Below are 25,733 nucleotides of genomic sequence, written 5' to 3' on the forward strand. Positions count from 1 at the left end.
TCGTGTCCGGTCCGAAGCCTACTGCCCGTTCTCGCGCTCCCCGCGACGGTCGACAATCGGCCGCCGGTCCCGGGCCGTTGCGCCGGGCACGGTATTTCACCTAGCGTTGAGTTCAACAGGCGATGAGTTTCTGTGGAGGTGTGTGATGGACGATGCGATAGCCGTCCACGACCTGGTCGTCGACCGGGGTGGGCGGCGGGTGCTGGACGGCATCAGCTGCCGGGTCCCGCGCGGCGCGGTCACCGGCCTGCTCGGCCCCAGCGGCAGCGGCAAGACCACATTCATGCGCGCGGTGGTCGGGGTGCAGCTGGTCGCCGGCGGGACGGTCACCGTGCTCGGCCAACCGGCGGGCACCCCCGCGCTGCGGCACCGGGTGGGCTACCTCACCCAGGCACCGAGCGTCTACGCCGACCTGACCGTCCGGGAGAACGCCCGTTACTTCGCGGCCCTGTACGGGCGTGGGCGCGCCGAGGCCGATCGGGCGATAAGCGATGTCGGGCTGGCCGAGGCGGCCGGTCAACTGGTCGGCACCCTCTCCGGCGGTCAACGCAGTCGGGCCTCGCTCGCCTGCGCCCTGGTCGGGGAGCCGGAGCTGGTCATCCTCGACGAGCCGACCGTCGGGCAGGACCCGGTGCTGCGGGCCGACCTGTGGGCCCGGTTCCACGCGATGGCCGCCGCCGGCACCACGCTGCTGGTGTCCAGCCACGTGATGGACGAGGCAGCCCGTTGCGACCGTCTGCTGCTGATCCGCCAGGGGCGGTTGATCGCCGACGACAGCCCGGCCGCGATCCGCGCCGCCGCCGGGGTGGACGACCTCGACGAGGCGTTCCTGCGGCTCATCCGGGCCGGCGAGGCCGCCGCCACCAGCACCGACGCGACCGCCGCACGGGAGACACGATGAACCCGCGAATCCTCGCCGCCACCACCGGCCGCATCCTGCGTCAGCTCCGGCACGACCGGCGGACCATCGCGCTGCTCGTGGTGGTGCCGGCCGTTCTCCTCACCCTTGTCTATTTCATGTACGCCGACCAACCGACCCCGCCCGGCCAGCCGACGACCTTCGACCGGATCGCGCTGGTGATGCTCGGCATCTTCCCCTTCGTGATCATGTTTCTGGTGACCAGCATCGCCATGCTGCGGGAACGCACCTCGGGCACGCTGGAGCGCCTGCTCACCACCCCGCTGGGCAAGCTCGATCTGCTCTTCGGGTACGGCATCGCGTTCGGGCTGGCCGCCGCCGTGCAGGCCGCCGTCGCCGCCGCCGTCGCGTACTGGATCTTCGGTCTGGAGACCGCCGGCAGCATCGGGCTGGTGATCGGGATCGCCGTGCTCGACGCCGTGCTCGGCGTCGCCCTCGGGCTGCTGTGCAGTGCCTTCGCCCGCACCGAGTTCCAGGCAGTACAGTTCCTGCCAGTCGTGGTGATCCCCCAACTGCTGCTCTGCGGGCTGTTCGTGGCCCGCGACCAGATGGCCGGTTGGCTCCAGGCGCTCAGTGACGCCTTCCCCCTGTCGTACGCCATCGAGGCGTTGCAGGAGGTCGGCGCCCACGCCGAACCGACCGGCCGGATGTGGCGGGATGTCGCGGTGGTGCTCGGCGCGGTGGTGCTGGCGCTGGTGCTCGCGGCGGCCACCCTGCGCCGCCGCAGCGGCTGACCGCCCACGCCGGGGACGGCGGCCAGCACGGCGGTCGACCCCAGCGTGGGCCGGGCTGGCCCACGACGGGCCCAGGCGGACGAACGAAGGGCGGCGATGACGCGGCGAACCGGCCGGCGACCCGGCAAACCGGGCACCCGGGAGGCGATTCTCGACGCGGCGCGGACGGCGTTCGCCGAACGTGGTTTCGACGCCACCTCGATCCGGGCCATCGCCGGTACGGCGCAGGTCGACCCGGCGCTGGTGCACCACTACTTCGGCAGCAAGGACCAGCTCTTCCTGGCCGCGATGAACTTTCCGGTCGACCCCGGTCAACTGGTGCCGAAGGTGCTCGCCGGTGACCGGGATGCCGCCGGTGAGCGGATGGTGCGCGTCTTCCTCGGCGTCTGGGACTCCCCGGCCGGCAGCGCCGCGCAGGCACTGCTGCGCTCCGCGGTGAGCAACGAGTGGACCGCTCGACTGCTGCGGGAGTTCGTCACCACCCAGGTGCTGCGCCGGGTGCTCGAAAACCTCGACGTCGATCCGGCCGAGCTACCGCTGCGGGGCTCCCTGGTAGCCACCCAGATGATCGGCCTGGCCATGATGCGGCACGTGGTACGCCTTGAGCCGGTCGCCTCGGCAGACCCGGAAACCCTGGTGGCCGTGGTCGGCCCCACCATCCAGCGCTACCTAACCGGCCCCCTACCAAGCTAGCGCCCCACCCCGGCGTCGGCGTCGGCGTCGACCCCAGGCCCTGCGTCGACCCCGGGCCCTGCGTCGATCTTGCACTTCCTGTCCCAGCAAAAGGGACAAGCTTGCGCATTTCAACAACCGAAAGTGCAAGATCGACGCAGGGCAGGGCAGGGCAGGGCAGGGCAGGGCAGGGCAGGGCAGGGCAGGGCGGGGCGGGGCGGGGCGGGGCGGGGCGGGGCGGGGCAGGGCAGGGCAGGTCGGGTCAGCGTGGCGGGCGGGCGTCGGCCGTGAGTCGCAGCGGGGGTAGTAGGCGGGGCAACTCGGCTGGATCGGTTATCGGGCCCGGGAAGGCCAGCCGGACCCGACGCCGGGCACCGGGTTGGCCGAGGGCGACCACCAGTCCGTAGCGGTCGATGCGCACCACCCGGGGTGGCGCGCCCGGGGTCTGCGCGGTCAACCCGAGCTGCCGGCGCAGGTACTCCGTCACCTGGGCGCCGTGGCACTCGGCGAGGTCGGCGAGCAGGCGGGCCTCGACCGGGTGCACCGGGTCCGGCTCAGCCTCGGCGTACTCCACCGGGTCGATCCGGTGCACGACGCCGGCCCGCTCCCAGCGGACCTCGACCACCTCGAAGCGGAACAGCCGGAACCGGGTGCCGAGGTCGAGCAGGTCACCGGTCGGCTCCACCGCGGCGAAGTCGACAGCCGCCCGGCGGGCCTCGTCGCCGCGCAGCTCGGCCGCCCAGCCGGACACCCAGGCCCGACCCAGGCCGGGCGCGCCGGCGGCGGGCGGCAGGTCGAGCACGTCGAGCACCACCGCAACGTCGCTGCCCCCGGCGGCCGGTTGCAGGGCTGCGGCCAGGTGACTGGCAACCGGCACCAGCAGCAGCACCCGCCCATCCGGGTCGGTGACGTGCCGGGCGTGGTGCGGGCCCGGCCGGTGGGCCAGGTGCACGAGACCGGGCAGGCGACCGGCGACGAGGGTACGGACGATCTCGGCGGAGTTGGGCCGCATGGCGCGACCTCCTTCAAAGGTTAGGCTTACCTAACCCGGAGCCTAGAGCACCCGACCGTCGACGTCCACCACACCACGCATCTCACCGGGTCTGCTCCAGCCACGAGGCGTAGAGCAGCCCGTACACCGAGTCGGCGTCCCGGACCAACTCGTCGTGCGGGCCGCGCTGCACCACCCGCCCCCGGTCCACCACGATCACCTCGTCGGCGGCCTGCGCCGTGGAGAGCCGGTGCGCGATCGCGAGGGTGGTCCGACCACGGGTGACCGCATCCAGCGTGCGTTGCAACCGCACCTCCGTCGCCGGGTCCACCGCGCTGGTCGCCTCGTCGAGCACCAGCAGATCCGGGTCGGCCACATACGCGCGGGCCAACGCGACAAGCTGACGCTCCCCGACGCTGAGCGCCTCGCCGCGCTCCCCTACCGGCGTGTCCAACCCCGCCGGCAGACCCTCCAGCCAGTCCGACAGGCCCAGCTCGGTGAAGGCGGTGCCCAACTGCTCGTCGGTCAACTCCGGACGGGCAAACCGGACATTGTCCCCCACCGTCGCGTCGAACAGGAACCCGTCCTGCGGCACCATCACCACCCGGGAACGCAGCGAATCGAACCGGACGTCCGTCAACGGCACCCCGGACAGCCGCACCACCCCGGCCGACGGATCCATCAGACGGGTCAGCAACTTGGCGAACGTGGTCTTGCCGCTACCGGTCTCACCGACGACCGCCACCCGACTCTTCGCCGGGATCTCCAGGTCGATGTCGTGCAGCACCGGCGGGCCACCCGGATAGGCGAACCGCACCCCGGCGAACCGGATGTCCAACGGCCCGCCCGGCAGCTCCCGCCCCTGCTCCCCCGGGTCGGCCACGTCCGGGGCGACGTCCAGCACGTCCAGCACCCGACGCCACCCGGCGATCGCGTTCTGCGCCTCGTTGAGCACCTCGGTGGCGATCTGCACCGGCTGGATGAAGAGCGTCACCAGGAAGAGGAACGCCGTCAGCTGGCCGATCGACAGCGTGCCGTCCACCCCCAACAGCACGCCGAGCACCACCACGCCGGCCAGCGCCAACCCCGCCGCCAACTCCCCCACCGAGCTGCCCACGATGCTGATCCGGATCGCCCGCTGCTGAGCCAGCCGCTGGCTGTCGATCGCCTCGTCCAGCCGCCGCTCAGTGCGCCCGGCGATCCCGTACGCCCGGATCACCGGCGCGCCCACCACGCTCTCGCCGATCGCGCCGAGCAACGTCCCGGTGCGTTGACGCACCGTCGCGTACGCGCCGCCGAGGCGACGTTGCAACTGCCGGATGACGAACACCGCCGGCAGGAACGCGGCCAGCACCACAAGTGTCAACTGCCAGGAGTACGCCAGCATGACGGCGGTGGTGACCACCAGCTGACCCAGGTTGACCAGCAGGATCACCCCGCCCCACTGGAGGAACTGGGTGATCTGGTCGACGTCGCTGGTCACCCGCGAGACCAGCGAACCCCGCCGCTCCGACTGCTGGTGCAACATCGACAGGTCGTGCACGTGTCGGAACGCCCGCGTCCGGACGTTGGCCAGCGCCGTCTCGCTGACAGTGAACAGCCGGCGCATCATCAGGTAGCCGCAGATCGTGGTGATCGTCAGGATCGCCGCGGTGATCGCCACCACGGACCAGACCACGTTCAGATTCAGACCACCGACGAGGCCCCCGTCGATACCCTGCTGCACGGCGACCGGCACGGCGACCCGACCGACCATGTAGACCAGCGCCAGGCCCAACGTGCCGGCCAGACCGATCCGCAGCTCCGGCGAGAGCGCCAGGCCCCGGCGCAGGGTCTGCCAGGTCGTCTCGTCCCTCTCAACCCGCTCTTCGGTCTTGACGCTCACCGGTCTTGCCTTTCGTTCGCGACTGCGGGGCTCCGCTTCGCTGCACTCCTCGCGCTCACCGGTCTTGCCTTTCGTTCGCGACTGCGGGGCTCCGCTTCGCTGCACTCCTCGCGCTCACCGGTCTTGCCTTTCGTTCGCGACTGCGGGGCTCCGCTTCGCTGCACTCCTCGCGCTCACCGGTCTTGCCTTTCGTTCGCGACTGCGGGGCTCCGCTTCGCTGCACTCCTCGCGCTCACCGGTCCACCTCGATTTCCAGGCCCGACGGCAGCGGCGCCACGTCGTCGCCGTACGAACTTTCCTGCGCTCGCTCGACCTCGGCCTGCTCGTAGGCGGTGACCAGGTCGACGTACCCGGGAACGGTGGCCAACAACTCGCTGTGGGTGCCCCGGGCGACCACCCGTCCCTGTTCCACGTAGATGACCTCGTCGGCGAGCGCGATGGTCGCCCGGCGGTACGCCACCACCAGGATCGACGCGGCTGGAACCCCCGCCTCCGCGGTCGACGACCGAAGTCCCGCCAGGATGGCCGCCTCCACTCGAGGATCGACCGCGCTGGTCGCGTCGTCGAGCACCAGCAGGCGCGGTCGACCGGCCAGCGCGCGGGCCAGGGTGAGCCGCTGGCGCTGACCGCCGGAGAGTGAGGTGCCCCGCTCGCCGACCATGGTGTCCAGGCCATCGGGCAGCGCGGCGACGAACCCGTCCGCCTCGGCCAGCCGCAGCGCCGCCCAGACCACCTCGTCGTCGACACCGGGCCGGTCGAGGGCGATGTTGGCGCGGACCGTGTCGTCGAAGATGAAGGGCACCTGGGCGACCAGGGCCATCGTGCCGGCCAGCGACGCGGAGGTCAGCTCGCGCACGTCCACGCCGTCCAGGCTCACCGTGCCGGAGTCCGGGTCGACGAGCCGCACCGCCAGCGAGGCGATTGTGGACTTGCCGGCACCGGTCGGCCCCACCAGAGCCACCGTCCGGCCGGACGGCACCGTGAAGCCGACCTCGCCGAGGACCTGCGCGCCGGGCGGGTGGGCTTCGGCCGGCGGGTAGGAGTAGTGCACGTCGCTGAAGGTGAGGGTGGCCGGGCCGGCGTCGGCCGAGTCCAGCACCCGCTGCCCGTACGGCATCTCGCCGGTGGCGTCGAGCACCCGGCGGACCCGGTCCCAGCCGGCGACGCTGCGCGGTAGCTCGGCCAGCACCCACCCGATGGCCCGCACCGGAAACGCCAGCACGGTGAAGAGGAAGGCCACGCTGACCAGCTCGGTCACGCTGATCGCGCCCTGACGCAACCGGAACGCCCCGACCACCAGCACGGCGAGGGTGCCGAGGCTGGGCAGCGTCTCCAGCAGCGGGTCGAAGATGCCGCGCAGCCGGCCGACCGCGATCAGCGAGTCGCGCAGCTCACCGGCGCGGCCCGCGAACCGGGCGGTCTCCTGGGCCTCGCGGCCCATCGTCTTGACCACCAGGGCGCCGTCGAAGCTCTCGTGGGCGATCCCGCTCACCTCCGCGCGCAGGCGCTGCGCCCGCGCCTGCCGGGGAGCCATCCGGCGGGAGTAGACGACGTTGAGCGCGAACAGCGCGGGGAAGACGGCGAGGCCGACCAGGGCGAGCGCCCAGTCGGTGGCGAAGAGGGACACGATCGCGCCGACCAACATCACCAACGTGCCGACGGCGAACGGCAGCGGCGCGATCGGGTACCAGGCCGCCTCGACGTCGGAGTTGGCGTTGGACAGCAGCGTGCCGGTGGAGTTGCGGTGGTGCCAGGACAGCGGCAGCTCCAGGTACCGACGGGTGACCCTGCGGCGGTAGGAGGCCTGGAGGCGGTACTGCATGTAACCGGCGCCGATCCGGCGGCCGAAGATGCCCGCCACCCGCAGCACGCTGATCCCGAACAACGCGGCCGCGGCCAACGCCAGGGTGCCGGCACCGACCTCGCCGCGTTCGATTGCCGGAAGCGCCACCTCACCGATGACCGACCCGACCACCCGGGCGCTGACGATGATCATCCCGCCGAAGAGCACGCTGCCGATCACGGCCACCGTGAAGATCCTCGGCTGCTCACGGATCGCCTGCCGCAGGACCCCCAGCCCTCGACTGAGAACGTCCCGACTTGTCTTGCTCGCCACGCTCTCCCCCGCCGTAAGCCGCAATTATCTCCCTCATCCTTACCGGTCGGGGCCAGTGCCGCCGACCCAGACGGGATATGTCGACCGTCACGTACCGGACGGCCGCCGACGCCGACGCCGGACGGAGGCCGCCACCGCGCGCCGACGGGTCACCGGGCCTACGATCGGGCCATGCCGCGGTACGCCCGAGTCGAGCGCGAGGCGCTGGCCGATCTCCTGCTGGCCCTCGGGCCGGCCGCACCGACGATCAACGAGGGCTGGGCGACCCGTGACCTCGCCGCGCATCTGGTGCTGCGGGAGCGCCGTCCGGACGCGGCGGGTGGGATCGTGCTGCCGCCGCTGCGCGGCTACGCCGAGCGGGTCCGTCAGCGACTCGCCGCACGGCCCTACCCCGAACTGGTGGCGCAGGTGCGGCGACCGCCGCTGTGGAGCCCGGTCAGCAACCCGGTCACTGACGAGCTGGCCAACACGATGGAGTTCTTCATCCATCACGAGGATGTCCGACGGGCCGGCTCCGGGTGGCAGCCGCGCGATCTGCCCACCGGCCTGCAGAGCGCGCTCTGGAAACGCGCGTTCCCGATGGCCCGGCTGGCACTGCGCCGCTTTCCGGCTGACCTCTACGTGCAGGCGCCCGGCCATGGCGAGGTCTCCGTCGGTCGCGGCGGGGAGCGGCTGCGCCTGGTGGGCTCCCCGGCGGAGTTGGCGCTGTTCTTCTCCGGCCGGCAGCGGGTGGCCCGAGTCCAACTGAACGGTTCAGCGGAAGCGGCTCGACGGCTGCGCGCCGCCAACCTGGGGATGTGACCCCATGTACGTAAACGGTCACCGAAAGACTGTCGGATTCCCCACACCCAACGAAGCGCCCTGACTCTTTCTCCCGTACGCTTCACCGCGCCGGCGGCACGGAGTGGGGGCACACTGTGCGGGAGTTCGCGATTTCGGCGCTGCGGGAACCACCGTTCCCCATGGAGCGCCATGGTGCCACGGACCAGGTGGCGAGTGAGAGCATCGAGTGGGCAAGCACGTTCGGGCTGGTCGATTCCGGCCAACGTGTACGCCGCCTGGCACGGGCCGACGCCGCCGGACTGGCCGGCCGCGCCTGCCCGGACGGCTCGGTGGAGGGGTTACGGCTGCTCACCGACCTGATCAGCTGGCTCTTCGTGATGGACGACGCCTGCGACGAGGACGGCCTGGGCGCCGACCCGGTCCGGCTGGGACCGGCGATCAGCACCCTGCTCGACGTGCTTGACCGGTGTGGTGACCTGGAGGTCGTACCGCCAGCCGTCGGGCCGCTGGGTGATGCGCTGCACGACCTCTGCCGCCGGACCCGGCTGCACGATGACGCTGGACTGCTGCTGCGGTTCGTCAGTCAGATGCGGGAGTACCTGCTGGCGTTGCTCTGGGAGGCGGGCAACCGGGAACGTCGGCGTGTGCCCGAGATGGCGGAGTACGTCCAACTGCGCCGGCACATCGGCGGCGTGCACCCCTGCCTCACCCTGACCGACCTGGCGTCCACGCGACCCTCCGGGCCGACCCAGCGCGTCAACCCGGGGCTGGTCGCCCTGGACCTCCTGGCTGTGGATCTGGTCTGCTGGTGCAACGACCTCTTCTCCTACGGCAAGGAGAGCCAGGCCGACCCGGACGGGCACAACCTGGTCACGGTGATCGCCCAGGACAGCGACGCGGACGAGGCGACCGCGCTCCGGGGTGCGGCACACCGGTTCAACCAGGGGTTGGCGACGTACCTGGACGTGGAGGAGACGCTCCGGGCCGCCGGTGACGACGAGATCCGCGACGCGTTGGCCGCCCGGCGCAACTGGGTCCGGGCCACCTACGACTGGTCAATGGTGGCTGCCCGGTACGCCTGATCGGCCCTACCGGTGGGTGGGATGGGACGGCCGGACGATCACCAGGGCTAGCCGATGCATGGCGACAGGCAATACTCTTCGGTAACCATCATGACGTGACGACCGTCACGCCACCACCCCCGAAGGCGGCTACAGCGATGGCTCTCGATGTACCGTACCGCTCCATCCCGGACATGTTCCTCAAGCGCGTGGCGGCCACCCCCGACCGGCACGCGTTCGCGTCCCCGAACCCCGACGACTCGGGGCCCGTCTGGCTGACCTGGGCGCAGGTCGGCCAGCGCGCAAAGGCGGTCGCCGCCGGCCTGCACGGCCTGGGCGTCAGCCAGGAGGACCCGGTCGCGATCCTCGCCAACACCCGGCTGGAGTGGGTGATCGCCGACCTCGGCATCATGTGCGCCGGTGGCGCGACCACCACCGTCTACCCGACCACCGAGCCGGCGGACGCGACGTACATCATCGCGGACTCCGGGTCGAAGGTGCTGTTCGCGGAGAACCCGGCCCAGGCGGCGAAGATCGCCGGTGCGGCCCTGCCCGCGCTCACCCACGTGGTGCTCCTCGACGGCGCCGTCGACCCGACCGCCGCGATTGCGCAGTTGACGCTCGCCGAGTTGGAGGAGCGCGGCGCCCAGGCGCTGGCCGCGGAGCCGGATCTGATCGACATGCTCGTGGCCGGCATCGGCCCGGACCACCTGGCCACGCTGATCTACACCTCCGGCACCACCGGCCAACCCAAGGGCGTCGAGCTGCTGCACGGCGGCTGGTGCTGGGAGGCCGTGGCGCAGGCGGAGGTCGGGCTGCTGCGCGACGACGACCTGCAGTACCTGTGGCTGCCGTTGGCTCACTCGTTCGGCAAGACCCTGCTCTGCGGCGCCATCCACGTCGGCCTGCCCACCTACGTGGACGGTCGGGTGGACAAGCTGGTCGACCTCCTCTCGGTCATCCGTCCGACGCTGATGTGCGGCGCTCCCCGGGTGTTCGAGAAGGTCTACAACAAGGCGGTGACCACCGCGCAGGGCGCCGGCGGCGCGAAGGCGAAGATCTTCGCCTGGGGCGTCCGGGTCGGCAAGGAGAAGGTGGCCCTGGAACAGGCCGGCAAGCCGGTGTCGGGCGGGCTGAAGCTGCGCTACGGGCTGGCCGAGAAGCTGGTGTTCAGCAAGCTCCAGGCCCGCCTGGGCGGGCGGATGCGGGTGCTGGTGTCCGGCGCCGCACCGCTCAGCCCGGAGATCGCCACCTTCTTCGCCGCCGCGAACCTGCCGATCTCCGAGGGCTACGGCCTGACCGAGACCAGCGCCGGCAACTTCGTCAACCCGCCGGCCGGGCTGCGGATCGGCACGGTGGGCCAGGCGATGGGCGACCTGGAGTGCCGAATCGACACCGACGGGGAGATCCTGGTGCGTGGTCGGCCGGTGATGCGCGGCTACCACAACCTGCCGGAGGAGACCGCCGCCGCGTTCACCGAGGACGGCTTCTTCCGCACCGGGGACATCGGCACTCTGGACGAGCAGGGCTACCTGCGCATCACCGACCGCAAGAAGGACCTGGTCAAGACCTCGGGCGGCAAGTACATCGCGCCGTCGCACATCGAGGGAATGTTCAAGGCCATCTGCCCGTACACCTCGCAGGCGGTTGTCGTCGGTCAGGCCCGCAACTTCTGCACGATGCTGGTCACCCTGGACCCGGACGCGATCCGCGGCTGGGCCGCCGGCGGCCCGCTGGAGGGGCGCAGCTACACCGAGATCGTCGCGTCGGCCGAGGCCCGGACGATGGTCGAGGAGTACGTCGCCGAGCTCAACTCCAAGCTCAACCGCTGGGAGACGATCAAGAAGGTGGCCATCCTGCCTCGCGACCTGACCATCGAGGACGGCGAGATCACCCCGTCGTTGAAGATCAAGCGGCGTGGTGTGGAGAGCAACTTCGCCGCCGAGATCGACAAGATGTACGCCGGCACCCTCGCCGAGCTCTGACACGCCGTCGGTGGGCCGGCACCCGAGCGGGTGCCGGGCCACCGGCGGTCGTGGCAGCGGGGGCGCTCAGGCGATGGCGGCCGGCTCGCGCCACCGCTGGCGACCGGCCCGGTCCAGGTCGTAACGGATCGCCGCGATCCGCCCGACGGCCTCCACGAGGTCCGCCGCGGGCAGGGTGAACGGCAGCCGCAGGAAGCGCTCCAGGGTGCCGTCCAGGCCGAACCGGGGGCCGGGTGCCAGTCGTACGCCGACCTCCTCAGCGGCCCGGGCCAGCGCGCTCGAAATCGGGCCGTCCAGCTCGGCCCAGAGCGTCACACCACCCCGTGGCACCGTGACCCGCCACTCGGGCAGTTGGTGCGCCAGCGCGCCGAGCAGCGCATCCCGCTGCACGGCCAACTGGACGCGGCGGTCGGCGACGATGGCCTCGGCGTCGGCGAGCAGGTGCACAGCGACCAGTTGGTCCAGCACCGGGCTGGCCATGTCGACCCCGACCCGTACGGCGGCCAGTCGCTGCACCTGCGGCGCGGACGCGCGCACCCAGCCGATCCGCAGGCCACCCCAGTAGGGCTTGCTCATCCCCCCGATGCTGATCACTCGGCTGTGCCGGTCGTAGGTGGCGACCGGGGGCGGCAGGGCGGTGTCGTCCATCGACAGGTCCACGAAGGACTCGTCGATGACCAGGTCGGTGCCGACCGCGTGCGCGGCGGCCACCACGCGCTCGCGCAGCGAGGCGGGCATCAGGTGCCCCGTCGGGTTCTGGAATTCCGGAATCAGGTACGCCAGCTTCGGCCGGGTCTGCCGGAGGCTGCCCAGCAGCAGGTCGGGCTCCCAGCCGGCGTCGGCGGCCAGACCGTGGGTGGTGATCCGGGCCCTCCGGCCGGCCAGCGCGGCGAGGGCGTTGGGGTAGGTCGGGGACTCGACCAGCACGGCGCCGCCCGGGGCCAGCGCGAGCCGCAACACCAGATCCAGTGCGTGCTGGGTGCCGCTGGTGACCATGATCTGGTCGGCCGAGGTGGGCAGACCCCGAGCGGTGTACGCGTCGGCCACCGCCTCGCGTAGCTCGATGATGCCGGTCGGGTGGTAGCCGGCCCCGCTCAGGTAGCGGGGCAGGTCCTCGGTGGCGGCCCGAGCGGCCGACAGCAGCTGCGGCGGGGCGGCCAGCGCCGCGACGCCGAGGTCGAGCATCTCCCGGTCGTCCAGCGGGGTCCACAGGCCGGTGCTGGCCACCCGGTGGTTGCCGGGCAGCATCGTCCAGCTGCCGGCGCCCCGACGGCTGGCCAGGTGCCCGGTCTCGCGCAGCTGCCGGTAGGCGGCGGTGACCGTGGTCCGGCTGATCCGCAGCGCCTCGGCCAGTTCCCGTTCGGCCGGCAGGCGGACGCCCAGCGGCAGCCGGCCGTCGGCGAGCAGCCCGCGCACCGAGCCGGCCAGCGCGGCGTAGTCAGGGCTGCGTCGGCGACCCGGCAGGGCATGCCACTGCCCGAGCAGACGGGCCAATTGGACACCGCGTACCTGCCCGCTCATAGCCACTCCTCGGATATTGGCTTCTTCCTCGCGGAGGATTGGCACCTAGGGTGGCATGCATGGCACTGCTTGGCAATCTGCGGCACCGGCCGGTTCGACGGCTGGTCCAGCTCTACCTCGGGCTCGCGCTCTACGGGGTCAGCATGGCCCTGATGATCCGCTCCCACCTGGGCCTCGACCCGTGGGACGTGTTCCACCAGGGTCTCTCCAAGCTGACCGAGCTCTCCTTCGGCACGGTCACCATCGGCGTCGGCGCGCTGGTGCTGCTGCTCTGGATCCCGCTGCGGCAGCGACCGGGCCTCGGCACGGTCAGCAACGTCGTGGTGATCGGCCTGGTCGTGGACGCCACCCTGGCCCTGCTGCCCGCGGGTGGCCCGCTCAGCGTCCGGATCGCGATGCTGATCACCGGCATCGTCGCCAACGGTGCCGCCACCGCTCTGTACCTCGGCGCCCGGTTGGGCCCCGGCCCTCGCGACGGCTTGATGACCGGGTACGTGGCCCGCCGGCCCGGCCGGTCGGTCCGGCTGGTGCGCACCGTCATCGAGGTCACCGTGCTGGCGCTGGGCTGGCTGCTCGGCGGCACGGTCGGTGTGGGCACCGTCGCGTACGCGCTGGCCATCGGTCCGTTGGCCCAGTTCTTCATCCCGCTGTTCGCCGTGCCGGAAGCTCCGGCACCCGAGAGCCCCATGCCGGAAGCTCCGGCACCCGAGAGCCCCGTGCCGGAAGCTCCGGCACCCGAGAGCGCCGTGCCGGAGGGCACCACACCCGACAGTGCCGCGCCCCCGCCGGGTAGCCCCGCGCCGGCCACCCCCGCCGGCTGAACCCTCACCGACCGTCCGCGAACCGGTACGTGGCGGTGGTGCCGGACACCGGTTGGAGGGTGGGTGTTCCCTTCCGCGACGCGCGCCGTCATCATCTCTGCATGGGGGAGAACGGTTGGCGCTGGACGGACGCCTGGATCTTCGTGTCGCTCGTCATCGCGAGCGGCGCGGGACGGCACCGTCGGTCAGCCACAAGTCGACGGCCAGAGGGCGTCCGCCTGGCCGACGTGCTCTCCACCGCCGACCACCTCAACCACGCGATCCCGCAACGGCACGAGGTGGAGGCCGCGGTCCAGCGGCTGGTCGGCGCCGGGTTGGTCAGCGTCGCCGACGGCTGGTTCCGGATCACCGCCGAGGGTGAGCAGCTGTGGCGTACCCGCCCGCGCGCGGGGGTGGCGACCATGGTGGACACCGTGCAGGGTGTGTTGACCCGCCGGCACGAGCCCGGCAGCGCCGACTGGATCCTGGACGAGGCCGACCACGCGGCTGCCGTCCAGGAGTACGCGGTCCGCTCGATCCCCACCCCGCGCCGGTCACTGGAGGGGCACTCCGGCGAGCGCTGACCGGGTCAGCGCACCGGATGGCCGCCGAGGCGCAGCGCGTCCTTGACCTCGGCCACGGTCAGCTCGCCGAAGTGGAAGACGCTGGCGGCGAGCACCGCGTCCGCGCCGGCGCCGATCGCTGGCGGAAAGTGGGCCACCTCCCCGGCGCCCCCACTGGCGACCACGGGCACGTCCACGACCGCCCGCACCGCGGCGATCAACTCCAGGTCGAAGCCTGCCTTGGTGCCGTCGGCGTCCATCGAGTTGAGCAGGATCTCCCCCGCCCCCAACTCGGCGCCCCGGTGCGCCCACCACACGGCGTCGATGCCGGTGCCGCGCCGACCCCCGTGGGTGGTGACCTCGAAGCCACTGGGCGTGCCGCCGTTCGGCGACCGACGCACGTCGAGGGAGAGCACGAGCACCTGCCGGCCGAACCGGTCGGCGATCTCGGCGATCAGCTCCGGACGGGCGATGGCGGCGGTGTTCACGCCGACCTTGTCTGCTCCGGCGCGCAGCAGGGTGTCCACGTCGGCGACCTGCCGGACCCCACCGCCGACGGTCAGCGGGATGAACACCGACTCGGCGGTGCGGCGCACCACGTCGAGCATGGTGCCCCGGTCGCTGGAGGACGCGGTGACGTCGAGGAAGGTCAACTCGTCCGCGCCGGCCCGGTCGTACGCGGCGGCCAGCTGCACCGGGTCGCCGGCGTCACGCAGGTCGAGGAAGTTGACCCCCTTGACCACCCGCCCGGCGTCCACGTCCAGACAGGGGATCACCCGTACCGCCACCGTCATGCCGCGAGCCTATCCTCCGCACGCGCGACGGCGGTCGACCCGATCGGGTCGACCGCCGTACACGAGTTGTGCGTCACACCTTGACGAGCATCTTGCCGAGGTTCTCGCCGCGCAGCAGGCCGAGGAACGCCGCCGGGGCGTTCTCGATGCCGTCCACGATCGTCTCGTCGTAGGAGAGCGTGCCGTCGCGCAGCCAGCCCGAGACGTCGCGCACGAACGCCGCCCGCACGTCGTTGTGATCGTTGACCAGGAAGCCGCGCAGGGTGAGCCGCTTGCCGATGACCAGGGCCAGGTTGCGCGGGGCGGCCGGCGGCTCGGTGGCGTTGTACTGCCCGATCATGCCGCAGATGGCGGCCCGACCGTGCAGGTTCATGACCGAGATCGCCGCCTCCAGGTGGTCGCCGCCGACGTTGTCGAAGTACACGTCGACGCCGTCCGGGGCGGCCGCCCGCAGCGACTCGCGAACCCCGTCGTGGTAGTCGAAGGCGGCGTCGAAGCCCAGCGCCCGGAGCCGCTCGACCTTGGCCGGCGAGCCGGCACTGCCGATGACCCGGCCGGCGCCCTTGAGCTTGGCGATCTGGCCGACCAGGCTGCCCACCGCGCCGGCCGCGGCGGAGACGAAGACCGTCTCGCCGGGCTTCATCGCGGCCACCTCCAGCAGCCCGGCGTACGCGGTCAGGCCGGTCATGCCGAGCACGCTCAGGTACGCGCTGGCCGGTGCCACGCTCGGGTCGACCGGGCGGGCGGCCGTCGCGTCGAGCAGCGCGTACTCGCGCCAGCCGAGCCCGTGCTGGACGGTGGTCCCGACGGCGATGTCCGCCGCCTCGCTGGCCACCACCTCGCCGATCGCGGCGCCGTCGAGCGGCGCGTCGAGCGCGAACGGCGGCACGTACGACTTGACGTCGTTCATCCGTCCGCGCATGTACGGGTCGACGGACATGTACTGGTTGCGGACCACGATCTGGCCCGGTCCGGGCGTCGGGACGTCGGTCTCGACGAGCCGGAAGGTGTCTTCGGTGGGCCAACCCTGGGGGCGGCTGGCCAGGTGGATCTCGCGGTTGCTGGTCACAGGGTGGTCGTCCTCTCGTCCACGGACAGGGGGCTGGGCCGCGAGGTCACGCGGGCTGGGTCTCGCGGACGGTCAGCGTGACGTCGATGTTCCCGCGGGTGGCGTTGGAGTACGGGCAGACCTGGTGGGCCTGCTCGACCAGCTGCTCGGCGGCCTCGCGGGGCACGGCGGGCAGGTCGACGACGAGCTGCACGGTGAGCCCGAAGCCGCCGCTGCCGTTCGGGCCGATGCCCACCTCGGCGCCGACCACGGAGCCGGTCACGTCGGCCTTGGCCCGGCGGGCCACCAGCCGCAGCGCGCCGTGGAAGCAGGCCGCGTAGCCGGCGGCGAAGAGCTGCTCGGGGTTGGCCGCGCCGCCCGCGCCGCCCATCTCCTTCGGCACGGCCAGGTCGAGCGTGAATGTGCCGTCGGAGGTCTCGACGTGGCCGTCCCGGCCGTCGCCGGTGGCGGTCGCGGACGCGGTGTAGAGCACCTGCATGATGGTCACTGCTCCTTCTGTCGGTGGATGGTGTCGGTGACCCGGGTGAGGGTGTCGCGCAGCGCGACCAGCTCGTCGAGGCCCAGCCCGGTGGCCTGCGCGATCCGCAGCGGGACGTCACAGACCCGCTCGCGTAGCGCCCGGCCCTGCTCGGTGAGGCCCACCTCGACCCGCCGCTCGTCGCGGACCGACCGTCGCCGCGCCACCAGGCCCGCCCCCTCCAACCGCTTGAGCAGCGGGGAGAGCGTGCCGGAGTCCAGCCGCAGCTCGGCGCCCAGCTCGGACACCGAGCGCGCCTCGTCGGGGCGTTCCCAGAGCACCAGCAGCACCAGGTACTGCGGGTAGGTCAACCCGAACTCGTCGAGGATCGGCCGGTAGACGTCGGTCAGTGCGCGCGACGCGGCGTAGAGCGCGAAGCACGCCTGCCGGCGCAGCGCCAGGTCATCGGTCACCATCGGACCGTAGCGCACAATTAAGTTGTGCACAATTTATCTGGCTGTGGGTCGGCCAGCAGACCGAGCGGGCCACGTACCTCAGCGATCGCCGAGGTACGCCTCCAACTCCACTTCGACCAGATGCTCCGGGTCCAGCAGACCGGCCACCACCACCAGGGTCGCCGCCGGCCGGACCGCGCCGAAGACCGCGTTGTGGGCCCGACCCACCTCGTCGGCGTGCAACCGGTCCGTCACGTACATCCTGGTCCGGACCACGTCCCCCGGCTCCGCGCCCACCTCAGCGAGCGCGTCCAGCCCGATCCGCAGCGCCTGCGCGGTCTGCGCGGCCGGATCACCCACGTGCACCACCCGGCCGTCCACCGTCGCCGTGCAACCGGCCGTCCAGGCCCGCTCACCGGCCCGGACCACCCGGGAATACCCGTAACGCTGCTCCCACGGGCCACCCGATCCGAGCCGGGTCGTCGTCACGCCTGCGCCAGCGTCCGCAGCGCCTCGGCCACCGTGAAAGCACCCGCGTAGAGCGCCTTGCCGGCGATGACCCCCTCCACCCCGGCCGACTCCAGGGTCGCCAACGCCCGCAGGTCATCGAGGGTGGACACCCCACCGGAGGCGATCACCGGCCGGTCGGTACGGGCACACACCTCGCGCAACAGATCCAGGTTCGGCCCGCGCATGGTGCCGTCCTTGGTGATGTCGGTGACCACGTACCGGCTCGCGCCCGCCTTGTCCAACCGCTCCAGCACCTCGTACAGGTCGCCGCCGTCGCGGGTCCAACCTCGCGCCGACAGGGTGTGACCCCGCACGTCCAGCCCGATGGCCACCCGGTCGCCGTACTCCGCGACCACCCGGTCACACCAGACCGGATCCTCCAGGGCGGCGGTCCCGATGTTCACCCGGGCAGCCCCGGTGCCCAGCGCCGCGCGCAGCGACTCGTCGTCCCGGATGCCCCCGGAAAGCTCCACCTTCACGTCCAACTGGCGCACCACCTCGGCGAGCAGGTGCGCGTTGGTGCCCCGACCGAAAGCCGCGTCCAGGTCGACCAGGTGGATCCACTCCGCGCCGTCCTGCTGCCAGGCCAACGCGGACTCCAACGGGTCACCGTAGACGCTCTCGCTTCCGAGGGCGCCCTGCACGAGCCGGACGGCCCGGCCGTCAGCGACATCCACGGCGGGCAACAGGGTGAGGCTCAAGGTCTTCTCCTCGATCAGGTACGACGGTCCAGGGCGATCACGACGATCGCCGGCAGTACGAGCAGCAAGAGCACGATCAGCGCGATACGCAACGCCAGGTTGTCAACGAACGTCCAGATCAGAATCAACGCCGCGCCGGTGAGCAGCACGATCGCGGCCCGCTCACCACGACTGTGCCGGGCCAGCCGCCCGGAGCGACCCCGCCGCAGCCGTGGCGTCAACCGACGGACCACCGCCCGACGGCGCTGCCGGCGAGCGACCCGGCGCTGCCGGACCGCCCGCTCCCGGGCCTGCTCCGCCTCCCGCTCAGCCCGCCGGCGGGCCCGCTCGCGGCTCATTGCGACGCCCGCCGTTCGGGCGCCGCGCGACGACGCTCAATCACCGCTGGGCAACGTGGCGAGCCAGTTGCGCAGCAGCGCGGCACCGGTTTCGGCGGACTTCTCCGGGTGGAACTGGGCCGCCGACAACGAGCCACGCTCCACCGCCGCGACGAAATCCGTGTCGTGGTGGGCGGTGGTCACCGTGGCACCGGCAGCGGCCAGCGCCGCCGGATCGCCCATCGCGTACGAGTGGACGAAGTAGAAGCGGCTCTGCTCCGTCAACCCGGCGAACAGCACCGACTCCCGAGGAGCCCGGACCGTGTTCCAGCCCATGTGCGGCAACCGGGTGGCGGCCAGCCGGGTCACCCCGCCGGGCAACAGCCCCAGCCCCTTGGTCACCACGCCGTGCTCGTCGCCGTGCTCGAAGAGCACCTGCATGCCCACGCAGATGCCGAGCACCGGCCGACCAGCAGCCACCCGCTCGGCGATCACCGGGCCGGCGCCCAGCGCCTCGATCCCCGCCATGCACGCGGCGTACGCGCCCACACCCGGCACCACCAGGCCATCGGCGGCAGCCGCCGCGGCCAGGTCGTCGGTCACCCGGACATTCGCTCCCGCGGCGGCCAGCGCCCGCTCCGCCGAGCGCAGGTTGCCCGAGCCGTAGTCGAGCACCACCACGTCACTCACGCCGTCACCCCGATCACCCGTTCTCGGGCAGCAGCCGCAGAACCCCGGCGACCGTGGCGAGCACCGCGAGCGCCGCGGTGATCAGCACGGCGGCTTTCGGCGCGCCCTGCCGGTAGAGCGACCAGGTGCCACCCACCAGCACCCCGGCCAGGATCAGCAACAACGTCGGCAACGCCGCACCCATCAGAGCCACCTTCCATTCGCGACTGCGGGGCTCCGCTTCGCTGCACTCCTCGCGCTCATCAGCCACCTTCCATTCGCGACTGCGGGGCTCCGCTTCGCTGCACTCCTCGCGCTCATCAGAGCGCACCCTTCGTGCTGGGGATCGCCCCGGCGGAACGCGGGTCGATCGAGGTCGCCTCGCGCAACGCCCGCGAGACCGCCTTGAACTGCGCCTCCACCACGTGGTGCGCGTCCGGGTGGCCGCCTGGCCGGGCCGCCCGCAGCACATCGACGTGCAGCGTCACCCGGGCCGCCTGGCCGAAGGACTCCCAGATGTGCCGGGTCATGCTGGTCGCGTACACCGGCCCGATGTACGGGGCGAGCACCGGCTCGTCGTGCACCACGTACGGCCGACCGGAGAGGTCCACCGCAGCCCGGACCAGCACCTCGTCCATCGGCACAGTCGCCGACCCGTACCGCCGGATGCCGGCCTTGTCGCCCAGCGCCTGGTCGAACGCCGCACCCAGGGCGAGCGCGGTGTCCTCGATCGTGTGGTGCGCGTCGATCTCCAGGTCACCCACGGTGCGCACGGTCAGGTCGAAACCGCCGTGCCGGGCGATCTGGTGCAGCATGTGGTCGTAGAAGCCGACGCCGGTGCTGATCTCAGCGGCGCCGGTGCCGTCGAGATCGATCTCGACGAGGACCTTGGTCTCCTTGGTGATCCGCTCCACCCGGGCGGTCCGACTCATTGCTCACCTCTCGGTTGCGACTGCGGGGCTCGCGAGCTCACTCCTCGCGCTCCCGCCGCACAGTCTCCATTGCAGAAAGGAAGGCGTCGGTCTCGGCGGCGGTGCCGGCGGTCACCCGCAGCCAGCCGGGCAGGCCGACGTCGCGGACCAGCACCCCCTGTGCCAGCAGGGCGTTCCAGACGATGGTCTGGTCGCCGCCCACCTCGAAGAGCACGAAGTTGGCGTCACTGTCGGCGACCCGCAACCCCCGCTCGCGCAGCGTCGCCACGATCCGGTCCCGCTGAGCCATGATCGCGCTCACCGTACCGAGAAGGGCATCGCGGTGGGCCACCGCCGCGCGTGCGGCGGCCTGGGTGAGCGCGGAGAGATGGTACGGCAGACGGACGAGCTGCACGGCCTGCACCACCGCCGGGTCGGCGGCCAGGTAACCCAGCCGGCCACCGGCGAACCCGAACGCCTTGCTCATCGTCCGGGTGACCACCAGCCGCGGGTGGCCGGGGAGCACCGCGAGGGCGCTGACCGTCCCGGGCCGGGCGAACTCGGCGTACGCCTCGTCGACGACCACCATGCCGGGCGCGACGTCGAGCACCGCGGCGATCACCGCCGGGTCCAGTGCGGTGCCGGTGGGGTTGTTCGGCGAGCAGAGGAAGACCACGTCCGGCTGGTGCTCGCGGACCTGGGCGACCGCCTCCTCGGCGGTCAACCCGAAATCGACGCCGCGCTCGGCGGGCACCCACCGGGTGCCGGTGCCGAGGGCCAGCAGCGGGTGCATCGAGTACGCCGGAACGAAGCCGAGCGCGCTGCGCCCCGGACCGCCGAACGCCTGCAACAGCTGCTGCTGGATCTCGTTGGAGCCGTTGGCCGCCCACACCTGCTCGACGGTGAGACCGTGCCCGAGATATTCGGCCAGGTCGGCGCGGAGCGCCACCGCGTCCCGGTCCGGGTAACGGTTCAGCTCGCGCAGCTCGGCCGCGAGCGCCTTGCCGATCGCCTCGACGACCGGCTCCGGCACCGGGTGGGAGTTCTCGTTGGTGTTGAGCCGCACCGGCACGTCCAGTTGCGGCGCCCCGTACGGCGACAGCCCTCGCAGGTCGGCACGGATCGGCAGCTCGTCCAGACTGGTCACGCCGACCCTCCCGGGAAACGGGCCTGGACCGCCTGGCCGTGCGCGGGCAGGTCCTCCACGTTGGCCAGGGTGACCACGTGCGGGGCCACGTCGCGCAGCGCGGCCTCGGTGTATTCGATGAGGTGCACGCCGCGTAGGAAGGACTGCACGGACAGGCCGGAGGAGTGCCGGGCGCAACCGCCGGTGGGCAGCACGTGGTTGGAGCCGGCGCAGTAGTCGCCGAGCGACACCGGTGACCAGGCGCCCACGAAGATCGCCCCGGCGTTGCGGACCCGCAGCGCCCACTCCCGGGCGTCGACCGTCTGGATCTCCAGGTGCTCGGCCGCGTACGCGTCGACCACCCGCAGCCCCGCCTCGAGGTCGTCGACCAGGACCACGCCGCTCTGCTCACCGGTCAGCGCCGTGGTGACCCGCTCGGTGTGCTTGGTCGCCGGCACCTGCCGGGCCAACTCCGCCTCGACCGCCTCGACCAACGCCACCGACGGGGTGACCAGCACGCTCGCCGCGAGCGGGTCGTGCTCGGCCTGGCTGATCAGGTCGGCGGCCACGTGCGCCGGGTCGGCCGTGTCGTCGGCCAGGATGGCGATTTCGGTCGGCCCGGCCTCGGCGTCGATGCCGACCACGCCGCGCAGCAGCCGCTTGGCGGCCGTCACCCAGATGTTGCCGGGCCCGGTGATCAGGTCGACGGGGTCGCACCGCAGCTCACCCGCCGGGTCCACCGCCGCGCCGTACGCCAGCATCGCCACCGCCTGGGCGCCGCCCACGGCGTACACCTCGTCGACGCCGAGCAACGCGCACGCGGCGAGCACCCGGGGATCGGGCAGCCCACCGTTGTCCTGCTGCGGCGGGCTGACCACCACCAGCGAGCGCACCCCGGCCGCCTGGGCGGGCACCACGTTCATCACCACTGTCGACGGGTACATCGCCAGGCCACCGGGCACGTAGAGGCCGACCCGGTCGACCGGCAGCCACCGCTCGGTGACCGTGCCGCCGGGCACCACCTTGGTGGTGTGGTCGGCACGCCGCTGGTCGGCGTGCACCCGACGGGCCCGGGCGATGGACTCCAGCAACGCGGCACGCACCGCCGGGTCGAGCACCCCTTCCGCCTCGGTGATCGCCTCGACCGGCACCCGCAGCACCTCCGGGGAGACGCCGTCGAACCGTTCACTCGCCTCCCGGATCGCCGGGTACCCATGCTCACGGACCGCCTCCACCAGGGGCCGGATGCGCTCGACGGCGACGGACACGTCGAGCTGGGCACGGGGCAGCAGGCGGCGCGGGTCTCCGAGACCGTCGCGCAGGTCGATCCGATTCAGCACCCTTGCGAGTCTAGGCGGCCGGCCCGACGCCCACCCGAGCCGCCCGTACGCCGGGACGGTGAGCCGGGACACGCCCCGGTGGGCGAGATTGGTTAGGCTCGACCATGTGACCGCACGGCTGCCGGTGTTCCCGCTCGCAACGGTGCTCTTCCCCGGGTTGGTGCTGCCGCTGCACATCTTCGAGGAGCGCTACCGGGCGCTGGTCCGACACCTGGTCGGCCTGCCCGAGGGTGCCCCGCGTGAGTTCGGCGTGGTGGCCATCCAGGCCGGTTGGGAGGTCGCGCCCGCCGGTCCCGGCGCCCCGGCCACGCCGGGCGTCGGCGAGGTCACGCTGCACGAGGTGGGCTGCACCGCCGAGCTGCGCCAGGTGACCGAGCTGGCCGATGGTGGTTTCGACATCGTCACGGTCGGCCGCCGCCGGTTCCGGATCGCCGAGGTCGACGACAGCGCCGAGCCCTACCTCACCGCCGACGTGGAGTGGCTGCCCGACCCGGGCGGCCCGGACGAGCTGGCCGATCTGCTGGCCGCCCGGGTGATCGCGGTGTTCCGGCAGTACCTCAGCCTGATCCGCTCCGACCCGGAGGAGATCTCCGAGCAGCTGCCGGAGGACCCGACCGTGCTCTCGCACCTGGTCGCGGCGACCGCGGCACTCACCGTCGACGACCGGCAGCGGCTGCTGGCGATCGACGACACCGCCTCCCGGCTCCGCGCCGAGCTGCGGCTGCTCAACCGCGAGGCGGCTCTGCTGCGTCGGGTGCGGGCGGTTCCGGTGCCGCTGGCGGAGCTGGCGTCCCCGCCGACACCCAACTGAAATCCGCCGGCTCGGGCTCCGGGCGTAGCCCCGGCCACCGGGACCAGCCGGCCAGCAGGGTGTACATCACCGCGGCCCCGAACGCTGGCAGCAGCAGGTTGCCGTGCGGCACCGGCAGCACCCCGAGCAGCCAGTCCACCCCACCGGCGCGCAGGTCGGCGGGTTTGTTGAAGGCCTGCCCGGGCGGGGCGGTCACCAGCAACCGGTCGAAGGTGGCCAGGCCGATCCGTCGCCCCACCTGCCAGGCCACCGGCGCGGCGACCAGCGTGCCGAGCACCGCGGCGACCAGCCCGACCGGGCCCCGCCGCCGACGCAGCATGAACCACAGGGCGAGCGCCACGATCAGCCCGAAGGCGAGCCCGAGCAGGCTGAACCAGCCGTCGGCCGCGATCGGCTGCTCCGGTTGCGGCTCGGCGTAGATCGCCCCCTCGGCGGTCTTGAGCACCGGAGTGTCCGGCGCGAGCGCGGCCCACAGCAGCCCGAGTGGGACACCCAGCGCGGCCAGCGCGAGCACGGCACCCACCACCGCCGCCACGGCACGCAGCGGACGACGCGGTTCGTCGAACCGAAGTTCCAGCGAGCTCTGGTACGCCGTCGAGGCGGGCAGCTGGTCTGGGCCGAACTCGGCCGGCGTCGTCCCGGCCGACGGGTCGACCTCCGGCGGATTCGCCGCCGGCGTACGGGTTGGCGCGGGTCGGTCGCGCTCGTCGACGGGCCGCTCAGGGTCGGGGTTGTCCGGGCTCACCCGATGATCCTCTCAGGCCCGGTGCGACGTCGGGGCTCGGGTGGGGGCAGACCAGCTCACCGGGCGAACGGCTCCACCATCATCGCCGCGGCCCGCAGCCACGCCTGCCGGGTCTCCGGCTGGAGCTGGTGGTACTCGATCGACGACCCGGTCTCCAGAGCCGGGTCGTACGGCACGACGGCCACCCCACGGGTACGGGTGGCGAAGTGCCGCTCCAGGTCGTCCTGGAGCGTCGAGCGACCCGGGGTCGGGCAGGAGATGAGGGTGATCGCGTTGTCCGCCAACTCACCCATGCCCTCCTCGTGCAGCAGGTCGAGCATCCAGTCCGCGCTGAACGCCGCGTCCTCCCGGGGCACGGTGGTCACCACCAGCTGGTCGGCGGCCTGCATCACGGTGCGCCAGTTGGGGCTCTCCACGTTGTTGCCGGTGTCCACGCAGACCACGTCGTGGGTACGCCGCAGCAACTCCAGCACCCGCCGGACGGTGAACTGGTCCAGTCGTTGGGCGAAGCGTGGGCTCTCCTCGCCGGCCAGCACGTCGTACGAGCCGTCCGAGGCGTGCCGCAGGTAGTCGTCCAGCCGGTCGAGCAGGGTCGCGCCCTCCAGGATCTCGATCTGGGCCAGGTCGCTGATCAGGTGCCGGATCGTCCGGGCGTGCCGGGCGCTGCCGGCGCGCAGGCCGAGGGTGCCGCGCAGCTCGTTGTCGTCCCAGGCCAGCACGCCCTGACCGCGGACGCTGCCGACCGTCGCCGCGGCGAGCACGGTGGCGGTCGTCTTGTGCACCCCGCCCTTGGGGTTGGCGAAGGCGAACACCCGGGGCGTACCGAGGTCCCGCTGGAGCACCCCGTTGGCGCGCTCCTGCTCCTGGTCGACGGCCTGCGGGCGCCACTCGATCCGGGCCGGGTAGGCACGTTCGGCGACCGCTGAGCCGACCGCCGGGGCGGGTGGCGGCGGGGCGACCGGTGGCGCGGGTGGCACGACGACCGGCGGTGGGGCGACCGGCGAGGGTGGTGGCGCGACCGCCGGGTAGCCGGTCTCCGGCTGGTAGCCGGTCTCCAGCAGGGCGTACCGCGACTGCGGCGGCGGCTCACCCGGCCGGTAGCCGTTGTCCAGCAACGCGTAGCGCGACGGGACCGGGTCGGGGCCGCGCGGCGGCGGCTCGGGCTCGGCCCGGTAGCCCGGCTCGGCCCGGTAGTCCGGTGTGGCCCGGTAATCCGGCTCAGCCCGGTAGCCCGACGGCTCAGCCCGGTAGCCCGACGGCTCGGCACGGTAGCCCGGCTCAGCCCGGTAGCCCGGCTCGGCACCGTAACCGGGCTCGGCACGGTAGTCGGGCTGCTCGGCCCGGTACGCCGGCTCCGCTCGAAAGTCCGGCTCGGCCCGGTAACTCGGCTCGGCCCGGTACGCCGGCTCGCCGCGATAGTCCGGCTCAGACCGATAGTCCGGCTCAGACCGATACGTGGGCTCCGCCCGATAGGCGGGGTCGACCCGGTAGGTCGCCTCGGCCCGGTAACCCGGCTCCGCGCCGTACGACAGGTCGGCGGGATGCCCGATGGCGGGTGCCCGCCCGGCGTAGCCGTTGGGGGCCGCACGCCGTGGCAGCTGCTCCGGCGGCGGCTCATCGCCGCGCCGTTCCGGCTCGGTCTGCTCGGCGCCGCGACCACCCAACCGGGCACGATCCAACAACGCGCGCCACCGCGGCGCTGGTTCGGCCGGCCGGCCCCAGCCGGTCTCACTGCCCTCCACGGCCCGCCCTCCCAGCGCCATCGATCTCCGTCTGACAGGCTACGAACCCAACCCTA

At 72.4% G+C, this 25,733-nt stretch carries 27 protein-coding genes; 9 read left to right on the forward strand and 18 right to left on the reverse strand.

Annotation, left to right across the window (positions count from 1 at the left end; translation table 11 throughout):
- The first annotated feature begins 145 nt into the window (after window positions 1-145).
- From V6U86_RS05560 to V6U86_RS05570, 3 genes are all read left to right on the forward strand, one after another.
- Complete coding sequence (locus V6U86_RS05560; protein WP_334499157.1) at window positions 146-901, forward strand: ABC transporter ATP-binding protein; 756 nt, start codon at window positions 146-148, stop codon at window positions 899-901.
- On the forward strand, window positions 898-1,653 hold the full coding sequence (locus tag V6U86_RS05565) for an ABC transporter permease (protein WP_334499159.1): 756 nt from the start codon (window positions 898-900) through the stop codon (window positions 1,651-1,653). Before V6U86_RS05560 ends, V6U86_RS05565 begins: the two co-directional genes overlap by 4 nt.
- 96 nt (window positions 1,654-1,749) lie before the next feature.
- A complete protein-coding gene (locus tag V6U86_RS05570; RefSeq protein WP_334499161.1) occupies window positions 1,750-2,346 on the forward strand; it encodes a TetR/AcrR family transcriptional regulator in 597 nt (198 codons plus the stop codon).
- 241 nt (window positions 2,347-2,587) lie between these two features.
- Here V6U86_RS05570 and V6U86_RS05575 read toward each other — a convergent pair whose 3' ends face one another.
- The 3 genes from V6U86_RS05575 to V6U86_RS05585 all read right to left on the reverse strand — a co-directional run bounded on the left by V6U86_RS05575 (window position 2,588) and on the right by V6U86_RS05585 (window position 7,317).
- Entirely contained in the window at window positions 2,588-3,337 is a 750-nt protein-coding gene (locus tag V6U86_RS05575; protein ID WP_334499164.1) for a DUF2470 domain-containing protein, read from the reverse strand.
- 82 nt (window positions 3,338-3,419) lie between these two features.
- Window positions 3,420-5,201, reverse strand: a complete 1,782-nt coding sequence (locus tag V6U86_RS05580) for an ABC transporter ATP-binding protein (protein WP_334499166.1) — start codon at window positions 5,199-5,201, stop codon at window positions 3,420-3,422.
- 232 nt (window positions 5,202-5,433) lie between these two features.
- Window positions 5,434-7,317, reverse strand: coding sequence for an ABC transporter ATP-binding protein (locus tag V6U86_RS05585; RefSeq protein ID WP_334499168.1), 1,884 nt, complete (start codon window positions 7,315-7,317; stop codon window positions 5,434-5,436).
- A 171-nt stretch (window positions 7,318-7,488) separates the two neighbouring features.
- Between V6U86_RS05585 and V6U86_RS05590 the strand changes: the two genes are divergently transcribed.
- The 3 genes from V6U86_RS05590 to V6U86_RS05600 all read left to right on the forward strand — a co-directional run bounded on the left by V6U86_RS05590 (window position 7,489) and on the right by V6U86_RS05600 (window position 11,146).
- Window positions 7,489-8,118 carry a TIGR03085 family metal-binding protein gene (locus tag V6U86_RS05590; protein ID WP_334499170.1) on the forward strand — a complete coding sequence of 210 codons (630 nt, stop codon included), beginning with the start codon at window positions 7,489-7,491 and terminating at the stop codon, window positions 8,116-8,118.
- 188 nt (window positions 8,119-8,306) lie between these two features.
- Window positions 8,307-9,182, forward strand: a complete 876-nt coding sequence (locus tag V6U86_RS05595) for a terpene synthase family protein (protein ID WP_334499173.1) — start codon at window positions 8,307-8,309, stop codon at window positions 9,180-9,182.
- 137 nt (window positions 9,183-9,319) lie between these two features.
- Entirely contained in the window at window positions 9,320-11,146 is a 1,827-nt protein-coding gene (locus V6U86_RS05600; RefSeq protein WP_334499175.1) for an AMP-dependent synthetase/ligase, read from the forward strand.
- Window positions 11,147-11,212: 66 nt separating this feature from the next.
- Here V6U86_RS05600 and yczR read toward each other — a convergent pair whose 3' ends face one another.
- Entirely contained in the window at window positions 11,213-12,667 is a 1,455-nt protein-coding gene (yczR, locus tag V6U86_RS05605; RefSeq protein WP_334499177.1) for a MocR-like transcription factor YczR, read from the reverse strand.
- A gap of 59 nt (window positions 12,668-12,726) precedes the next feature.
- On the opposite strand from yczR, the gene yczE reads away from it, so the two are divergent.
- Entirely contained in the window at window positions 12,727-13,488 is a 762-nt protein-coding gene (yczE, locus tag V6U86_RS05610; RefSeq protein ID WP_334499179.1) for a membrane protein YczE, read from the forward strand.
- A gap of 101 nt (window positions 13,489-13,589) precedes the next feature.
- Window positions 13,590-14,051 carry a hypothetical protein gene (locus tag V6U86_RS05615; RefSeq protein WP_334499181.1) on the forward strand — a complete coding sequence of 154 codons (462 nt, stop codon included), beginning with the start codon at window positions 13,590-13,592 and terminating at the stop codon, window positions 14,049-14,051.
- 5 nt (window positions 14,052-14,056) lie between these two features.
- Here V6U86_RS05615 and hisF read toward each other — a convergent pair whose 3' ends face one another.
- The 12 genes from hisF to hisD form a co-directional block, all read right to left on the reverse strand.
- A complete protein-coding gene (gene hisF / locus V6U86_RS05620) occupies window positions 14,057-14,824 on the reverse strand; it encodes an imidazole glycerol phosphate synthase subunit HisF (protein WP_334499183.1) in 768 nt (255 codons plus the stop codon).
- A 73-nt stretch (window positions 14,825-14,897) separates the two neighbouring features.
- Window positions 14,898-15,893, reverse strand: a complete 996-nt coding sequence (locus V6U86_RS05625) for an NADP-dependent oxidoreductase (RefSeq protein ID WP_334499185.1) — start codon at window positions 15,891-15,893, stop codon at window positions 14,898-14,900.
- Between the two features lie 46 nt (window positions 15,894-15,939).
- Window positions 15,940-16,371, reverse strand: a complete 432-nt coding sequence (locus V6U86_RS05630) for an organic hydroperoxide resistance protein (RefSeq protein WP_334499883.1) — start codon at window positions 16,369-16,371, stop codon at window positions 15,940-15,942.
- 5 nt (window positions 16,372-16,376) lie between these two features.
- Window positions 16,377-16,823, reverse strand: coding sequence for a MarR family winged helix-turn-helix transcriptional regulator (locus tag V6U86_RS05635; protein ID WP_334499187.1), 447 nt, complete (start codon window positions 16,821-16,823; stop codon window positions 16,377-16,379).
- Between the two features lie 81 nt (window positions 16,824-16,904).
- Window positions 16,905-17,294 (reverse strand): RidA family protein, encoded by a 390-nt coding sequence (locus V6U86_RS05640; protein ID WP_334499189.1) that lies wholly within the window; start codon window positions 17,292-17,294, stop codon window positions 16,905-16,907.
- Entirely contained in the window at window positions 17,291-18,016 is a 726-nt protein-coding gene (priA, locus tag V6U86_RS05645) for a bifunctional 1-(5-phosphoribosyl)-5-((5-phosphoribosylamino)methylideneamino)imidazole-4-carboxamide isomerase/phosphoribosylanthranilate isomerase PriA (protein ID WP_334499191.1), read from the reverse strand. The genes V6U86_RS05640 and priA overlap by 4 nt, the downstream gene beginning before the upstream one ends.
- Before the next feature lie 14 nt (window positions 18,017-18,030).
- Window positions 18,031-18,354 (reverse strand): hypothetical protein, encoded by a 324-nt coding sequence (locus V6U86_RS05650; protein WP_334499193.1) that lies wholly within the window; start codon window positions 18,352-18,354, stop codon window positions 18,031-18,033.
- Window positions 18,355-18,390: 36 nt separating this feature from the next.
- Entirely contained in the window at window positions 18,391-19,023 is a 633-nt protein-coding gene (hisH, locus tag V6U86_RS05655; protein WP_334499195.1) for an imidazole glycerol phosphate synthase subunit HisH, read from the reverse strand.
- Between the two features lie 13 nt (window positions 19,024-19,036).
- Entirely contained in the window at window positions 19,037-19,207 is a 171-nt protein-coding gene (locus V6U86_RS05660; RefSeq protein WP_167362522.1) for a hypothetical protein, read from the reverse strand.
- Between the two features lie 115 nt (window positions 19,208-19,322).
- Window positions 19,323-19,934: an imidazoleglycerol-phosphate dehydratase HisB gene (hisB, locus tag V6U86_RS05665; protein ID WP_030334475.1), complete on the reverse strand. Its 612-nt coding sequence runs from the start codon at window positions 19,932-19,934 to the stop codon at window positions 19,323-19,325.
- Window positions 19,935-19,971: 37 nt separating this feature from the next.
- Window positions 19,972-21,060: a histidinol-phosphate transaminase gene (locus tag V6U86_RS05670; protein ID WP_334499204.1), complete on the reverse strand. Its 1,089-nt coding sequence runs from the start codon at window positions 21,058-21,060 to the stop codon at window positions 19,972-19,974.
- Window positions 21,057-22,379: a histidinol dehydrogenase gene (hisD, locus tag V6U86_RS05675; RefSeq protein ID WP_334499206.1), complete on the reverse strand. Its 1,323-nt coding sequence runs from the start codon at window positions 22,377-22,379 to the stop codon at window positions 21,057-21,059. Before hisD ends, V6U86_RS05670 begins: the two co-directional genes overlap by 4 nt.
- 106 nt (window positions 22,380-22,485) lie before the next feature.
- On the opposite strand from hisD, the gene V6U86_RS05680 reads away from it, so the two are divergent.
- Complete coding sequence (locus tag V6U86_RS05680) at window positions 22,486-23,190, forward strand: LON peptidase substrate-binding domain-containing protein (RefSeq protein ID WP_334499208.1); 705 nt, start codon at window positions 22,486-22,488, stop codon at window positions 23,188-23,190.
- Here V6U86_RS05680 and V6U86_RS05685 read toward each other — a convergent pair.
- Together V6U86_RS05685 and V6U86_RS05690 are read right to left on the reverse strand one after the other, a co-directional pair.
- Window positions 23,105-23,935, reverse strand: coding sequence for a DUF2567 domain-containing protein (locus tag V6U86_RS05685; RefSeq protein WP_442934882.1), 831 nt, complete (start codon window positions 23,933-23,935; stop codon window positions 23,105-23,107). The genes V6U86_RS05680 and V6U86_RS05685 overlap by 86 nt on opposite strands.
- Before the next feature lie 56 nt (window positions 23,936-23,991).
- A complete protein-coding gene (locus V6U86_RS05690; protein WP_334499210.1) occupies window positions 23,992-25,677 on the reverse strand; it encodes a MinD/ParA family ATP-binding protein in 1,686 nt (561 codons plus the stop codon).
- Window positions 25,678-25,733: the final 56 nt, after the last annotated feature.

Origin of the sequence: Micromonospora sp. CPCC 205558 (genome assembly GCF_036902955.1) — a bacterium.
Classification (GTDB): domain Bacteria; phylum Actinomycetota; class Actinomycetes; order Mycobacteriales; family Micromonosporaceae; genus Micromonospora.